The organism is Geminicoccus harenae, assembly GCF_019800005.1.
GTDB classification, from domain to species: domain Bacteria; phylum Pseudomonadota; class Alphaproteobacteria; order Geminicoccales; family Geminicoccaceae; genus Geminicoccus; species Geminicoccus harenae.
In genome coordinates this window covers 69,674-85,180 of the sequence record NZ_JABGCL010000002.1, presented here as the reverse complement: position 1 = coordinate 85,180, position 15,507 = coordinate 69,674, and the positions used below count along the sequence as shown (strand labels likewise).

At 68.3% G+C, this 15,507-nt stretch carries 14 protein-coding genes and 1 pseudogene; 9 read left to right on the top strand and 6 right to left on the bottom strand.

Annotated elements, in window-relative coordinates:
- Positions 1-143 precede the first annotated feature (143 nt).
- The 3 genes from HLA95_RS01745 (at position 144) to HLA95_RS01735 (ending at position 4,598) form a co-directional block, all read left to right on the top strand.
- Entirely contained in the window at positions 144-611 is a 468-nt protein-coding gene (locus tag HLA95_RS01745; protein ID WP_191060651.1) for a hypothetical protein, read from the top strand.
- Between the two features lie 97 nt (positions 612-708).
- Positions 709-2,211 (top strand): choline-sulfatase, encoded by a 1,503-nt coding sequence (betC, locus tag HLA95_RS01740; RefSeq protein WP_191060652.1) that lies wholly within the window; start codon positions 709-711, stop codon positions 2,209-2,211.
- Between the two features lie 188 nt (positions 2,212-2,399).
- Positions 2,400-4,598 (top strand): alpha/beta hydrolase family protein, encoded by a 2,199-nt coding sequence (locus tag HLA95_RS01735; RefSeq protein WP_222182192.1) that lies wholly within the window; start codon positions 2,400-2,402, stop codon positions 4,596-4,598.
- A 42-nt stretch (positions 4,599-4,640) separates the two neighbouring features.
- On the opposite strand, the gene araD is transcribed toward HLA95_RS01735, so the two are convergent.
- The 3 genes from araD to HLA95_RS01720 all read right to left on the bottom strand — a co-directional run bounded on the left by araD (position 4,641) and on the right by HLA95_RS01720 (position 7,889).
- On the bottom strand, positions 4,641-6,368 hold the full coding sequence (gene araD / locus HLA95_RS01730; RefSeq protein WP_223861653.1) for an L-arabinonate dehydratase: 1,728 nt from the start codon (positions 6,366-6,368) through the stop codon (positions 4,641-4,643).
- Between the two features lie 184 nt (positions 6,369-6,552).
- On the bottom strand, positions 6,553-6,744 hold the full coding sequence (locus HLA95_RS01725; protein ID WP_222182190.1) for a hypothetical protein: 192 nt from the start codon (positions 6,742-6,744) through the stop codon (positions 6,553-6,555).
- Between the two features lie 122 nt (positions 6,745-6,866).
- The gene (locus HLA95_RS01720) at positions 6,867-7,889 is read right to left on the bottom strand and encodes an ABC transporter substrate-binding protein (protein WP_191061104.1); all 1,023 of its coding nucleotides are present in this window, start codon (positions 7,887-7,889) and stop codon (positions 6,867-6,869) included.
- Positions 7,890-8,095: 206 nt separating this feature from the next.
- Between HLA95_RS01720 and HLA95_RS01715 the strand changes: the two genes are divergently transcribed.
- The 6 genes and pseudogenes from HLA95_RS01715 to HLA95_RS29030 all read left to right on the top strand — a co-directional run.
- Positions 8,096-8,446 (top strand): hypothetical protein, encoded by a 351-nt coding sequence (locus HLA95_RS01715; protein WP_191061103.1) that lies wholly within the window; start codon positions 8,096-8,098, stop codon positions 8,444-8,446.
- On the top strand, positions 8,443-9,531 hold the full coding sequence (locus HLA95_RS01710) for an ABC transporter substrate-binding protein (protein ID WP_222182188.1): 1,089 nt from the start codon (positions 8,443-8,445) through the stop codon (positions 9,529-9,531). Before HLA95_RS01715 ends, HLA95_RS01710 begins: the two co-directional genes overlap by 4 nt.
- Before the next feature lie 21 nt (positions 9,532-9,552).
- A complete protein-coding gene (locus HLA95_RS01705) occupies positions 9,553-10,551 on the top strand; it encodes an ABC transporter permease (protein WP_222182187.1) in 999 nt (332 codons plus the stop codon).
- Positions 10,545-11,336, top strand: coding sequence for an ABC transporter ATP-binding protein (locus HLA95_RS01700; RefSeq protein WP_191058197.1), 792 nt, complete (start codon positions 10,545-10,547; stop codon positions 11,334-11,336). The genes HLA95_RS01705 and HLA95_RS01700 overlap by 7 nt, the downstream gene beginning before the upstream one ends.
- A gap of 110 nt (positions 11,337-11,446) precedes the next feature.
- On the top strand, positions 11,447-11,689 hold the full coding sequence (locus tag HLA95_RS01695) for a type II toxin-antitoxin system Phd/YefM family antitoxin (protein WP_191058196.1): 243 nt from the start codon (positions 11,447-11,449) through the stop codon (positions 11,687-11,689).
- Positions 11,689-11,907 (top strand): annotated as a pseudogene (locus tag HLA95_RS29030) (PIN domain-containing protein); the annotation flags it as partial. The gene HLA95_RS01695 and the pseudogene HLA95_RS29030, both read left to right, overlap by 1 nt.
- A 162-nt stretch (positions 11,908-12,069) precedes the next feature.
- On the opposite strand, the gene HLA95_RS01685 reads toward HLA95_RS29030, so the two are convergent.
- The 3 genes from HLA95_RS01685 to HLA95_RS01675 form a co-directional block, all read right to left on the bottom strand.
- Positions 12,070-13,317: a calcium-binding protein gene (locus tag HLA95_RS01685; protein WP_191058195.1), complete on the bottom strand. Its 1,248-nt coding sequence runs from the start codon at positions 13,315-13,317 to the stop codon at positions 12,070-12,072.
- Between the two features lie 151 nt (positions 13,318-13,468).
- Positions 13,469-13,960: a Crp/Fnr family transcriptional regulator gene (locus tag HLA95_RS01680; protein WP_191058194.1), complete on the bottom strand. Its 492-nt coding sequence runs from the start codon at positions 13,958-13,960 to the stop codon at positions 13,469-13,471.
- Between the two features lie 93 nt (positions 13,961-14,053).
- Positions 14,054-15,424 (bottom strand): OmpP1/FadL family transporter, encoded by a 1,371-nt coding sequence (locus tag HLA95_RS01675; RefSeq protein WP_191058193.1) that lies wholly within the window; start codon positions 15,422-15,424, stop codon positions 14,054-14,056.
- Between the last annotated feature and the right edge of the window lie 83 nt (positions 15,425-15,507).

The window sequence follows — 15,507 nt, the reverse complement described above, 5'->3', positions numbered from 1 at the left end:
TAGATAAAATTTTAGGGAATTTTTGCCAGTCTCTGGCAATATTTATTCTGAATTTCCATTTGTTTACACCCTCTTAACCAAGATACATGAAAACAACCCATAGAATTGTTCTTGCACCACTGACCCGCGAAGGGGTGGCTCAGATGACCGTGATCGTGAACAACATGCTCCTCGTCCGCCGCATCAACGAGCTTCACCGGCAGCGGGAGCAGCTTTGCGAGCGGCAGGAGCGAATGCGCGGCATTCTTCCCGAGTGGACCATCGAGCCGCTGAAGCTCGCCGGCATGTCGGCGCGCGAGATCGAGACCATGATCTCCGAGCTGTCCACCGCCGAGCAGCAGACCGGGCTTGCCGAGCTGGAGCGCGAGATGGAGCGCCTGGACCAGCAGATCGAGGAATGCGAGAACCAGCTGATCTCCGCGCGCCACAAGTCGCTCGACTGCATCGAGACCGTGCTGCGGCTGGCCGCCGACCGGCTCCGCCGCCAGGTCTCCACCGACCCGAACGACGTCTTCTACGACTATGGCGAGGCCCGGGTCATGTTCATGCTGGACAGCGTGATCGACGACCTGCGCCTGCAGATGCAGGCCGGGGAACGCGCCGCGAGCTGATCGCCCAGGCCCGGCGGCGGGCCTGTCAGCCCGACTGTTCCCATGTGGCCGGCCTCTGTGCCATCCCTGGCTTCCCTGCCACCAGGCGAGCCGGACGATGCGCCCCGACATCCTGCTGTTCCAGGTCGATCAGCTCGCCGCCCAGTGGCTCCCGTTCTACGGGCACCCGCTCGTGCAGGCGCCGGTGCTCCAGCGCTTGGCCGAGACCGGCGTGGTGTTCGACGCCAGCTACTGCAACGCGCCGCTCTGCTCGCCCTCGCGCTTCTCCATGCTCACCGGCGCCTTGCCCTCGCGCATCGGCGCCTATGACAATGCCGCGGACTTCCCCGGCGACCTGCCGACGCTCGCGCATCATCTCCGGTTGCTGGGCTACCGGACGGTGCTGTCCGGCAAGACCCATTTCTGCGGCCCGGACCAGCTGCACGGCTTCGAGCGGCGGCTGACCACCGACATCTACCCGTCCGACTATGGCTGGACCCCGGACTGGGAGCATCCCGAGCACCGCCCGTCCTGGTACCACAACATGATCAACGTGCGGGACGCCGGGGTCGCGTTCCGCACCAACCAGCTGGACTATGACGAGGAGGTGGTGTTCGCGGCCGAGCGCGAGCTGTTCGACGTGGCGCGCGGCAGCGACGAGCGGCCGCTGTTCATGATGGTGTCGCTCACCCATCCGCACGACCCCTACGTGCAGCGGCCCGAATATGTGGAGCTCTATCCGGAGGATGCGGTCGACCTGCCGGCGACCCGTGCCGCGGACGTGCCGCTCGATCCGCACTCGGCCCGGCTGCGCCACGTCTCGGCGATGGACGAGTTCGAGATCACCGACGCCATGATCCGCCGGGCGCGGCGCAGCTATTACGCCTCGATCTCCTATGTCGACCGCCAGCTCGGCCGGATCCTGGCAGCACTGGCCGAGACCGGGCGGCTGGAGCGCACCGTGCTGCTGTTCACCTCCGATCACGGCGACATGCTGGGCGAGCGGGGCCTGTGGTACAAGATGAGCTGGTTCGAGCCCTCGGCCCGGCTGCCCCTCCTCGTCCACGCACCGTTCCTGTTCGGCCCTCGCCGGGTTGCCGCGGCGGTATCGCTGGTGGACGTCCTGCCGACCCTGGTGGAGCTGGCGGGCGGCGAGCTCGATCCGGCGCTGCCGCTGGATGGCCGCTCGCTCGTGCCGCATCTGTCGGGCACGGGCGGCCATGACGAGGCGCTGGGCGTATATCTGGGCGAAGGGGCGATAGCACCCTTGTTCATGCTCCGCCGTGGCCCGTGGAAATATGTCGCGTCCGCGCCGGATCCGGACCAGCTCCATGACCTGGCCGCCGACCCGCACGAGCGCCGCAACCTGGCGGGGGAGCCGGACCAGACGGCGCGCGTCCAGGCGCTGCGGGACGAGCTGGCCCGGCGGTTCGATGCTGCGAGGCTGCGCCAGGAGGTGATCGCCAGCCAGCGGCGCCGGCGCCTCGTGGATCAGGCGATGCGCCGTGGTGCGTGGACGAGCTGGGACTTTCAGCCGCACCGGGATGCCGCCACCAGCTACGTGCGCAGCCAGCTCGTGCTGGACGATCTCGACGCTGCCCGGAGATGGCCCCGCCGATAATCCTCCTGCAAGGGGACAGGCTGAACAATTCCAGCAACTGCCCCGCAAGTTCATGCCGTTACCGGCAACTCCTGTTTGACATGATCATCCCGACCAGCGATCAGCTGCCGCGTTGCACGCCTATCCGCTGCGTATAGCCTGAGCCGGCAACGCAGCGCGCTCGGGGGGAAACGGCCGTGGCCGCCAGAATGATGCGATGGTTCCTGTTGCTTGCCATCGCCTTGAGCAGCGTGTCGCTGGCCCAGGCCGCGACCGCGCCGGACCCGACTAGGCGAGGCTCCTACGCGGTGGGATTGGGCAGCTACGCGCTGGCGCCCAAGCTCGACCGGGAGCTTTCGGACGAGCTCGAGACCCAGATCGCGGCGGCGGTCTGGTACCCGAAGAACGCGCCGGCGAGCGAGCCGCGCCCGCTGCTGGTCTTCCTGCACGGCAACCATGCGACCTGTGGCCGCTACGACAAGGAGCTCAAGATCCGGGTCGATGACGACACGACCTACACCTATGACGGCAAGTGCCCGAAGGGCTACATCCAGACGCCCAGCCACATGGGCTACCACTACCTGGCCGACCGCCTGGCGAGCTGGGGCTACGTGGTCGTGTCGATCAACGCGAACCGCGGGGTCAACGGCGCCCCGGACACGTTCGACGACCCTTCCCTGATCCTGCGGCGCGGCCGGCTGATCCTGCGCCACCTCCAGCAGCTCGCGACCTGGCACCGGGCCGGCGGCACGCCGAAGACGGTCGGCATCGACCTGCGCGGCCGGCTGGACTTCGCCAATATCGGCATGCTCGGCCATTCGCGGGGCGGCGACGGCATCGTCGCGGCGCACCAGCTGCTCCTGGACAAGAGCGAGCCCTGGGCCAAGCGCCTGCCGGCAAACACCCTCGTCAAGGGCCTGTTCGCGATTGCACCGACCGACGCCCAGGAATCCCAGCCGGCACCCATCGATACCCCGTTCGCCGTGCTGCTGCCGATGTGCGACGGCGACGTGTCCGATCTGCAGGGGCTGCGGTTCTTCGAGCGGGCGATGGCCGAGCGCACCGAGACGCGCAAATCGCTCAAGGCGACGTTCGCCGTGTGGGGCGCCAACCACAACTACTACAACAGCGAGTGGCAGGAATCGGACGCGACCGGCTGCGTCGGCCACAAGCCGCTGTTCGACATGAGCGGCGGATCGAGCGCGCAGCGCCAGACCGCTTTCCACCCGGTGCTGGCCTTCTTCCGCTCGACCGTAGGTCGACATTCCGAGAAGGTGTTCGCCCGGCTGCTGGACAGCAGCTGGTATCCGGCAGCACCGTTCCGGGACCTCACCGAGCTGGACCGGGCCTATTCCTCGTCGCCCGACCGCGCCTGGAGCCGGCTGCTCGAGGACTTCGCGCAGAGCTCGCTCAAGAGCAAGGCCGGGGTCGCGCACAAGCTGGTGCGGGGCAAGGCCGCCGCCATCACCATTCCCGACCACGAGAAGCAGGGCTTGGCGTTCGCCTGGCAGGCCGCCTCCGCGAACAAGCGCTCCAGCCTGCTGGTGACGCTGGCCAAGAGCGGCAGCTCGATCGACATGACCGGCTGGTCCAGCGTCGAGATCCGCATGACCATGGGCTGCGGCGGCACGCTGAGCGAGCCGGACTGCTACGAGCCCCCGCCGGTCAAGGACGGCGTGCCGCTGAAGGGCGACATCGTGCTGGTGGACGCGAACGGCAAGCGCTCTGTCAAGGTGCCGATCGAGCCGTTCGCCAAGATGTTCTCCCCGATCGGTGTCGACTACGAGGGCTACTACTATGTGCGCCACCCGGTGCTGAGCTCGCTGCGCATCCCGGCGATAGCGTTCAAGAACATAGACCGGACCAAGCTCAAGGCGATCGAGTTCTCCTTCGGCAACCAGATGCCGAAGGGCACCATCTATCTGGCGGACATCCGGCTCTCCAAGACCCAGGCCCAGTTCCCCTGGGGCATGAAGTCCAACAATGCACCGACGGTGGCAGCCGCCCAGGCGCGGACGTCGCCGGCTTCGGCCGTGATCGCCGCGGCCGAGCCCCGGGCGATGACCGTGGCCCGCGCCAAGACGGCCCGTACGGCCCACCGGGCCTCGCTCAGCCTGCGCCGCGGGCTCGGCAAGGGTACCGATGGCGGCAGCCGGCCGATGGTGGAGCTGGTGGTCGATTCGGACCGGCCCTTCCCGGTCATGGGCAACGGCATGCTGCTGCGGGTCGGTGACGCCACGCTGCGTGGCGGCAGCTTCGGGCGCGAGGGCGGCACCGGCCGGGTGGTGTTCCGGATGAGCGAGGACCGCTTCGCCGAGCTGCCCGAAGGTGCGGAGGTCACCCTGTTCGGCCTAGCCAGCCAGGAGCCCTGGCAGGTCGGGCGGCTGGCCAAGTCGTCGTTGCGCTGACGCCCAACCCCCGGCCGGTTCCGCCCAGCCGGGGTGCCCCTTCTAGTGGATCGGCGGCTCCGGCAGCCGCTCCGTGCCTTCCAGGAAGTCGAAGTCGCAGCCCTCGTGCGCCTGGCGGATATGGGCGGCGAACATGTTCCAGTAGCCGCGCGACGGGACGTAGGGCGGCTTCCAGTCCTGGCGGCGGCGCGCCAGCTCGGCCTCGTCGATCAGCAGCTCCAGCCGCCTGGCCGCCACGTCGACCTCGATCAGGTCGCCGGTGCGCACCAGGGCCAGCGTGCCGCCCACGGCCGCTTCCGGCGAGACGTGGAGGATGCAGGCGCCATAGGAGGTGCCGCTCATCCGGGCGTCCGAGATCCGCAGCATGTCGCGCACGCCCTCCCGCAGGAGCTTTCTCGGGATCGGCAGCATCCCCCACTCCGGCATGCCCGGTGCCCCGATCGGCCCGGCATTCTTCAGCACGATCACATGGTCCGGGGTGACGTCCAGGTCGTCCCGGTCGATCTCGGCCTGGAGATGGTCGTAGTTCTCGAAGGCCAGGGCCGGGCCGCGGTGGCGCAAGAGGCGCGGGTCGGCGGCCGACGGCTTCATCACGCAGCCGAACGGCGACAGGTTGCCCCGCAGGATCGCGGTCGCCTCCTTCTTCACCGGGTTGTCGAGCGGCCGGATCACGTCCTCGTTCCAGATCGGCGCCGCCTCGACATTCTCGCGCAGGGTCAGCCCGTTAACGGTCAGCGAGCCGCCGTCCAGCACCGGCAGGAGCCGGCGCAACAGGGCGCGCAAGCCCCCCGCGTAGAAGAAATCCTCCATCAGCAGCGTGCCGGACGGGCGGATGTTCGCGAGCACCGGGACCTCGCCGGCGAGCTGGTCGAACCGGTCCAGCTCCAGCGGGATGCCGGCGCGTCTCGCCATCGCGATCAGGTGGATCATGGCGTTGGTCGAGCCGCCCATCGCCATGTGGCAGCGGATCGCGTCGTCCACCGCGGCCGGGCTCACGATGTCGGACGGTGTCAGGTCCTCCCAGACCATCTCGACGATCCGCCGGCCGCAGGCGGCGCTCATCCGGACATGGGCGCTGTCGGCAGCCGGGATCGAGGAGGCGCCCGGCAGGCAGAAGCCCATGGCCTCGGCCACCGCGGTCATGGTGGAGGCGGTGCCCATGGTCATGCAGGTGCCGTGCGAGCGGGCGATGCCGTTCTCCATCTCCTCCCAGTCGGCTTCCGTGATGTTGCCGGCCTTGAGCTCGGCCCAGTACTTCCAGACATCGGAGCCGGAGCCCAGCTGGCGCCCGCCCCAGTTGCCGCGCAGCATCGGTCCGGCCGGCAGGAAGATCGCCGGCAGGTCCATGGAGATGGCGCCCATGAGCAGGGCGGGCGTGGTCTTGTCGCAGCCGCCCATCAGCACGACGCCGTCGATCGGGTGCGAGCGCAGGAGCTCCTCGGTCTCCATCGCCAGGAAGTTGCGGTACATCATGGTCGACGGCTTCACGAACGGCTCGGAGAGCGAGATCGCCGGCAGCTCCAGCGGATAGCCCCCCGCTTGCCAAATTCCGCGCTTCACGTCCTGCACCCGTTCCTTGAAGTGGAAGTGGCAGGGATTGATGTCCGACCAGGTGTTCACGATCGCGATCACCGGCTTGCCGGCATAGTCGACCGCGTCGCGACCCATCTGCTTGACGCGCGAGCGATGGCCGAAGGAGCGCAGGTCCTGCACGCCGAACCAGCGGTGCGAGCGCAGCTCGTCCGGCTTCTTCCTGGGTTTTCTCGACACGTTCCAATCTCCCCGACGCGTGGGCGGGAAGCTGGAACCGGCGGGCGGCGGCGTCAATGCAAGGCGGGGCCGCCGACCCCCGGGCTCAGGCGGCCAGCGAGCCCAGCACCTCGCCCTTGGCCACGTCGGGCGGCTGGCCGTCATAAAAGTCGATCAGATTGTCCCTGATCCAGCCAGTGCTTGTTCATGGGCCGCCTCGGCGGCCTCGCGGCTCTCGAACAGGGTGATGGAGCCCCCCGCCGCCGCGCTCGTCGAAGACGTGGTAGCCGGCAAAGCCGGGCGCCTCCTTCAAAGCCGGAGCCAGGCCGGCCATCGCCCGACGTGCCACTTCGTCCACGTCCGTCATGGCCCGGAACCTGCGGATGATCACGTACATGGCAGTACCTTCCCGACGGGCAAGACAGAGCCCACCTGCCAGTAGAGCACCGTCCATGGCGGTCGAGGCAGCGGTCCTGGTTCCGGAGCCGGACCTTGGTCGAAGCGGCGTGCCGCGAACGCTCAGCCGCCCAGCCTGCGGGCGCTGGGTGCAGGCAGGAACCGGTCGGTCCAGACCATGTCCACGGTCGGCTTCTGCTCGAGAGACAAGGCACCCGCCAGCTGGTCGATCGAGCGGGCCAGCCTCGCCGGGTCGACATCGCCGAAGCCGTCGTTCCAGACCCGCGTGGTCAGGATGTTGACCGCGAGCGCCAGCGTCAGCCGCTGCTTTTCCAGTTCGGCATCGATATGGGGATGGTGCGCGTGCACCATCTCGATGACGCCGTAGGGGTCCGCCATCAGGTCCTGCATGGCCCTGGCGACCGCGCGGTTGAACGCGGCCACCGCGTCCGGTTGCTCGGCGATGAAGCGCTCCGAGGCGATCACTGCGTTGCCGTAGAAGTCCAGCCCGTGATCCTTGTAGAGCATCACGACGACGCCCCGCGGGTCGACGCCCATGTCCGCCAGCTTCAGCATGACCGAGAAATAATAGCCCGAGATGACGTCGACCTCGCCCTGCAGCAGCATGGCCTCCCGCCGCTCGACGTCGATATCGATGCGCGTCACGCTTGCAGGATCCAGGCCTTCGTGCGTGGCGAAGGCCGGGAACAGCCGGAAAGACGCGTCGGTGGCCGGCCCGCCCAGCTTCCTGCCGGCCAAGTCCGCAGGCGTCACGATCCCGCTGGACGGCAGCGCGTAGATCCCGAGCGCCGCGGCGTCGTAGATCATCATCACCGCCTTGACGAGCTGGCGCGGGTGGGTGGCGCTGAACTCGATCACGCGATTGATGTCGGCGAAACCCATCTGGTAGACGCCGGAGGCGACCCGGGTGACCGCGTCCGCCGAGCCCCTGCTGCGGTCGATGCGGACCGAGAGGCCCTCGGCTGCGAAATAGCCCCTGGCCTCGGCGATCAGGAAGGGCACGTTGGGGCCCTGGAAGTCCCAGTCGAGCGCGAACCTGATGTCGGTGGCCGCCCGGACGCCGACCGCAGGCGCGAGCAGCAGGCTGCCCAGGCCCATGGCACCCAGCACGTGCCGACGCTGCATCCAGTTTCTCCCGCGCGGTCACGGCATGATTCCCATCGCTGCCGCCCGAGGCAAGGACCATCCCTCCGGAAAGGTCCCGCAGAGATACTTTAGTCAGCCGCTAGATTAACTTGATTGTACAGCGGCCGCCCCGCCGACAAGTTCCTCCTGCCGTCGGACCACCGGATCCGCGCGGCACGTGCTCGGTCTGCGGCAGGAACCTCGTGATGATCACCGCCATCGTCCGCTATCGACTACCCGCCACGATCGGCAAGGAAGCCTGTCGGGCCCATTTCGCCAAGATCGCCGCCGGCTTCGGCGAGGCTCCCGGGCTCATTCGCAAGCAGTTCATCTGGAGCGAGCGCGGGGTGGCCGGCGGGGTGTACCAGTGGGAGACGCTGGAGGACGCGCGGCGGTTCTATCAGGGGCCGTGGCTGGACGGGATCCTGGCGCGCTACGGCAGCTACCCGGACATCGAGTACTTCACCACCTTCGCGGTGACCGACAATCCGGACGGGATCGTCACCCTGCCGCCTGCCGACGACCAGCCTCAGCCGGAGCGAGGAGAGATTCGATGACCAATCAGGATGGTGGCCGGCTCTCGCGCCGGGGGCTCCTGGCCGCCGCCGGGCTGGGCGCTGCGGTGCCGCTGGCGGCGGGCGGGTTCTCGGCCATGGCGCGGGCGGGCGTGCTGGAAGGCTCGGCCGCAGCGCTTCTGGACAAGGGTGCGATCTGCACGACCCCCGTGGCGGCGACTGGCGAGGCCGGCCTGATCCCGCTGCGCTTTGCCTGGAACACCGGGGCGGTGTGCGGGGCGCCGGTGGCGGCTGCCCAGACCAGCGGCATCTTCGAGAAGCACGGGCTCCAGGTCGAGTTCGTCAACTTCGCCGGCTCCACCGAGGCGCTGCTCGAGACGATCGCCACGGGCAAGGCCGATGCCGGGCACGGCATGGCGCTGCGCTGGTTGAAGCCCCTCGAGCAGGGCTTCGACGTCAAGATCGTGGCGGGCCTCCATTCCGGCTGCCTGCGCCTGCTGGCCGCCAAGGACGCGGGCATCGCCAGCGTCGCCGACCTGCGCGGCAAGACCGTGGCGATCAGCGACCTCGCCAGCCCGTCCAAGCATTTCTTCGCGATCCAGCTCGCCAAGCAGGGCATCGATCCCGAGAGCGAGGTCGACTGGCGGGTGTTCCCGGGCGAGCTCCTGGGTGCGGTGATCGAGCGCGGCGAGGCCGATGCGATCGCGCACTGGGACCCGCTCACCTACAAGTTCCTGCAAAGCGACCAGTTCGTCGAGGTCGCCTCCAACATGGACGACGAGTACGCCCGGCGGGTCTGCTGCATCATCGGGGTGCGCAACTCGCTGCTCGACGAGAATGCCGAGGCGGTCCAGCGCCTGACCCGGGCGCTGATCGAGGCCCAGCATTTCACCGCGGAGAACCCGCGGATCGCCGCCGAGGCCTACCAGCCCTTCTCGCCCAACACGAGCATCGAGGATCTGGAAACGCAGATCCGCTACCACGGCCACAGCCATTCGCCGTCGGGCGACGCGCTGCGCCAGGAGCTGGCGCAGTACACCGAGGAGCTGAAGCTGGTCGGCGTGATGCGGCCCCGGACCGATCCCGAGAAGTTCGCCGACAAGATCTACGCGCCCGTCGCGGTCTGAGGCAGGAAAGGAACCAGCAACTTGGCGCATGCGACGAGCAGTGCCGGCCTGCCGGCCCTGGAACTGGGGCAGGCGCCGGGCCGGATCGACCCGGTCCTGCTCCTGGCGGGCCTCGCCTGGGCCGGGGCGGCCGCACTCACCCTTCTCTGGCCGAACGCCACGGACGACTGGGCGTTCACCGAGGAGCTGGCCTATCTGGCCGCGGCCGCAGCCGCGGTGCTGGCGCTGGCGGGTCTCCTGCCGCGGGCACCGGGCCTGGCACGGCTGCGCCGGGCGGGGCCGTGGTTCCTGGTCCTGGGCATCGGCCTTGCGGTCTGGGAGATCGCGACCGCAAAGCTCGACCTGCTGCCCCGGCCGTTCTTCGCGCCGCCGCAGGAACTCCTCACCGTCTATATCGATGACTGGCCGCGCCTCGTCGAATGCGTGCTGGCCTCGCTCGGCCTGCTGGTGACCGGCTACCTGCTAGGTGCGGTCACCGGTTTCGTCACCGGGCTCGGGCTCGGCTGGTCGCGGCTGGTCGGCTACTGGGTGCACCCGGTGCTGCGCCTGATCGGGCCGCTGCCGCCGGTGGCCTGGCTGCCCGTGGCGTTCTTCACCTTCCCGTCGAGCTGGGCGGCCAGCGTGTTCCTGATTGCCCTGGCGACCTTCGTGCCGGTCACGATCCTGACCTGGTCGGGCGTGGCGAGCGTCAACTCCGCCTATTACGACATCGCCCGCACGCTGGGAGCAAAGAACCGGTTCCTGGTGTTGAAGGTGGCCGTGCCAGCGGCGATGCCGCATGTCTATGTCGGCCTGTTCATGGGCATGGCCGCTTCGTTCGCCGTGCTCGTGGTGGCCGAGATGATGGGCGTGAAGGCCGGCCTGGGCTGGTACCTGCAATGGGCGCTGGGTTGGGCGGCCTATGGCAACATGTATGCCGCCCTGCTGATCACCGCGCTGATGTGCTCGAGCCTGGTGACGCTCCTGTTCAAGGTGCGCGACCGGCACCTGGCCTGGCAGAAGGGAATGCTGAAATGGTGAGCGCCGCGCTGGCCCCGGCAGCACTGCCGCCCGGAATGGCCCTGTCGGTCGAGCGGGTCAGCCACGGCTTCGTCCTGCAGGACGAGCTGCTGCCCGTGCTCCAGGACATCGCCCTGGACATCGAGCCCGGCGAGTTCGTGGCGCTGCTGGGCCCCTCGGGCTGCGGCAAGTCCACCCTGCTCCGGCTGATCGCCGGGCTGGAGCCGCCGCGCGGCGGCCGGATCCTGGCCGATGGCCTGCCCATCACCGGGCCGGACCCGTCCCGGGTCGTGGTGTTTCAGGACCCGACCCTCTACCCCTGGCGCACGGTCTGGGACAACGTGGCGCTGGGCCTGGAGGCGCGCGGCATCCTGAAGAGCCAGCGCCACCGGGTCGACCAGGCGCTGGAGCTGGTGGGCCTCGCCCGGTTCGCCAGTGCTTTGCCCCACCAGCTCTCGGGCGGGATGGCGCAGCGGGCGGCCCTGGCCCGCGCCCTGGTCAACGACCCGCGCCTGCTGATCCTGGACGAGCCGCTGGGCAAGCTCGATTCGCTCACCCGGCTCACCATGCAGGGCGAGCTGGTCTCGCTCTGGCAGCGCGCCGGCTTCACCGCGCTGATGGTGACCCACGACATCGAGGAAGCGCTGTTCCTGGCGACCCGGGTGATCGTGTTCAGCGACCGGCCGGCCCGCATCGTCGAGGAACTGCGGGTCGACCGCCCCTACCCGCGCCACCGCGACGACCCCGAGCTGGTGCGGCTGCGCCAGCGGATCCTGGAGCGGCTGGGCCTGGGCGGGAGCTGGTAGCGGCGCCAAGCAGCGCGGGACCCGGTCGCCGCCGACCGGGCGCATCACGACGCGATGGAGGCGCATGTCCGGACATGCGACATGACCATCTGGATGGTCAGGAACATGCCATGGACAGGTTCACCCTGGCGGATGCGAAGGCGCGCTTGAGCGAGCTGGTCGACCGGGCCGAGGCGGGAGAATCCATCGAGATCACCCGGCGCGCCAAGCCGGTAGCCGGACTTGCCGCGGTAGCCAAGCCACGTAGGAGGATCGACGCGGCCCGGCTCAGCGCCATGACGGCGGCCATGCCGCCACCGGCCGAGAACGCTGCCGAGCTGGTGCGCTCGATGCGAGATGGCGATCGCTTCTGATGCTCTATCTCGACACGTCGCTGCTCGTGGCGGCGTTTGCCAGCGAGCCAATGACGGCGCGCGTCCAGAACTGGCTGGCGGACCAGCACCTGCTCGGGCTCCGCGCCGGTGACGCGATGCACCTGGCGGTTGCATCGGCCCACGGCGCCACCGTCCATACGGTCGATCATCGGCTTGCCGAAGCCGCACCGGCCGTCGGCGCGCCGACCCGGCTGCTGGCACGACCGTGGGTGCTTCATTCATGTCCGGCCCGGATCGTCGAGGAGCTGCGGGTCGACCGGACCTACCCGTGCCACCGCAACGATTCCGGGCTGGTGCGGCTGCGGATCCTGGAGCGGCTGGGCCTGGGCTCGAGCTGGTAGGGGGCCCGACCGCCCGGCTCAGCCCAGCATGACGAGCTGGTCGCTGAACTGTAGTTGCTCGACGCTGGTGAGCAGGTCCACGCCGAGATTGCCCAGCGGGGCGCTGTCGGTGACCCGCCAGCCGGTCGAGGTCTCCTCGATCCGGTAGCGGGCGGCCGGGCCATTGTAGCTGGCGGTGTCGGTCCCCTCGCCGCCATCGAGGAAGTCGTTGCCCCGACCGCCGATCAGCAGAACATCCCCCGTGCCACCGAGGAGCCGGTCGTCGCCGAAGCCACCCACCAGCCGGTCCTGGCCAGTGCCACCGGACAGGATGTCGTCGCCGGCACCGCCGACCAGCTCGTCGGTGCCAGCATCGCCATTCAGCTGATCATTGCCGGAACCACCGTCGAGCAGGTCGTTGCCGGTCCCGCCGAAGATTTGATCGTCGCCGAGCCCGCCGGCCAGCTTGAGGTCGCCACCGGCACCGCCCTCGATCCAGTCGTCGCCGATGCCGCCGAAGATCAGGTCGCGGCCCGCATCGCCATGGAGTCGATCGGCACCGTCGCCACCTAGCAGGAAGTCGTCGCCGTCCTGGCCGAAGATCAGGTCCAGGTCGCTGCCTCCGTCCAGGCGGTCGTTGCCGGCGCCGCCGAACAACTCGTCGTCACCCATGCCGCCGGCCAACCGATCGCGACCGGCGCCACCGTCCAGCGTATCGTTGCCGGCTGCACCGAAGATGACGTCATCACCGCCAAGCCCCGCGAAATAGTCGTTGCCGCTGCCGAGCACTTTCAAGTTGTCACCGTCCGTGCCCTGTTGATCGGGCCGCAGTTGCAGGACGAAACCGGTGCCGTTCCAGACATAGCTCGTGTTGTTGAAGGCAAGGCTCAGCTTCTCGATGACGCCGCCTGGTGTTCCGTACTGGCCGCGGACCAGGATTTCGCTGTCGGTGGCAGTGTCGATGATCCGCAGCCCGGCGTCGGTCTGCGACAGGTTCAGCTGCCGGAACCGGATCGCCGGCCCGAGCCTGATCTCGTCGCCGCTACCGGTGCTGTCCTCGATCGTGTCCTTCCCGAACATTCCCGAGAAAAAATACAGATCGTTCCCTGCAGCACCGAGCAGCCGGTCATCGCCCTGCAGCCCGATCATCACGTCATCACCTGTGCTTCCGTTCAACAAGTCATTGGATGGAGTTCCGATGATCTGCATTGATTCCTCTTCAGTACGAATATTCAGGGATTCATTTCCGGCAGATGTTTGCATATCTTTCCGGGCATCATGATGCATCCCGTGTGCCTTAATGAAATCTACTAGATGCAGCAAGAAATCGACACTTGGTACCGCAGCGGTCATCCACCAATGAATGACCAAACGAGGTGCAGCCGAGAATTGGGATTCGGACGAGGTCCTGGCAGAGGTCCGGGACGGGTCCGCGCCTTCAGCAGATGAAGCGCATCAGGTTCCGGCGGACCTGCTCGATCTCGGCCTGGGCCCTGGTCAGCGTGGCCAGCCGGTCGTCGAGACCATGGACCCTGCGGATCAGTTCATGCAGCAGCCGCATGCTCACGCAGGCATGCCGCTCCAGGAGGGAGCGGAACAGGTCGGGCGGGATCAGGACCATCCGGATCGGGGTCAATGCCTGGATGGTGCAGTGCTCGCGCGGCCTGTCCAGGAGGGCGAACGCACCGATCAGGCTGCCCGGGCCCAGACTCTCCAGCCATAAGGGCCGTGCGGGCGGCCGGTGGTGGCGGATTTCGGCCTCGCCTTCCAGGATCAGGAGGACACCGTCCTCGGCGGCAGGCTGATCCAGGATCTGGCCGGCCTCGTGCTCGATGCGACGACACTGCCGGTAGAGATCGGCCAGGGCCGCGGCGGGCAAGCCCTGCAGCGGGCCGATCTTCGGGAACTCTTCCAATGCGGCAGGGGCCATGAGCTTGAGCGGTCCCGCGATGTTCGTCTACCGGACCCGGCTAGCATGGCCCCGTGGCAGACCGATGACAGGCAGCCGGGAAGCCCTCCTGCCTCAGAACGCGACCCGTGCCGCCACCGCGATGATGTTGATCTGGCTCTCGTAGTTGGCCGAGAGATTGCCGCGCGTGGCGTTGCCCGCACCGCCGGCAGTCAGGTCGACCTCGGTGTCTTCCAGGAAGATGTGGGAGTAGCCGAGGTCGAAGGTCCAGTCCTGCCAGGGCGCCCAGGAGACCCCGGCCGAGAGCCAGTAGCGGTCGGCGTCCGGGATGCGCGGCGTGCGGTCGTTATTGGGTACCGGCGACTGGTCGAACGCGGCACCGGCCCGCAGCGTCCATTGCTCGTTCAGCCGGTAGGCGGCACCCACCGAGGCGAACCAGGTGTCGCTCCAGTTCTGGGTGGTGACGCTCGCCGCCTGGGCCGGGTTGTCGAAGTCGATGCGCAATTCGTCGAACTGCGACCAGTCGGTCCACTGGAGGTCGGCCAGCAGGGTCAGGTCGCTGCCGACCGCCTGGGAGACGCCGAGCGAGACGGTGGTGGGGGTGGTGAGCGATGCCCTGGCGCCCCCGTCCACGAACTGGCCGGTGGCGGCGGAGATGATGGACCCCATGCCGGACGTGCCCAGGTCGAAATCGGCGTCGCCCTTGAGCGACTGGCTGATCTGCGAGCGGTAGGAGACGCCCAGCCTCGTGCCCGCCACCGGCTCGGCGATGGCGCCCAGCACCACGCCGAAGCCGATGTCGTCGCCCTCCACCTTGGCCTTGCCGTCCTGGGCGCCCGGCACCGGTGCGATCGGCAGGTTGGCGCCGGTGCGCTGCTGGAGCAGTGCGCCGATCGTGCCGAAATCCACGGCATTGGTCAGCTCGGCATGGAGATACTGCGCGCTGATCCCGCCGCCCAGGGTCAGCCAGGAGACCGGCCGATAGGCCACGGTCGGCGTGGCGTTGACCGAGAACAGCTTCGACTTGACCGCATGGTAGCGGCCGACCCAGTCCTCGTCATACTTGGAACCGAGCCCATAGGGGGCATTGACCGAAAGGCCCAGCGTCCAGCGCTCGTCCACCGGATAGGCGGCATAGAGTGCTGGCACACCCACGTCGGGGAACACGTCGCCCTGGCGGTTGCGCCCGCCGATGGGCGTGCCCAGCACCGTGGAGGCCGAGGACGAGACCAGCTCCGCGTCCGGCACCACCAGGGTGACGTGCTGCTCGATCGTAGGCGCGGTGGCGAAGCCCAGGGCGGCCGGGTTGAAGAACATCGCCGACAGGCCGCCCTCGCCCGCGGTCATGCCGGCGAACGAGCTGCCCTGGCCGACCGCGCTCTGCTCGCGGATCGAATACCCGGAAGCCCGGGCCTGCTCGGCGGCGAGCGGGACAAGGTGGAGGGCGCAACTGCCGAGCAACATCCAGCGAAGCAAACGCGACATCTGTCCCTGGCCCTGTATCTGTGTTCTCAGGCCAGATGGTTTTTTTGTTAATCTACTGTCAATAAATGTTCCGACCCGGTTGG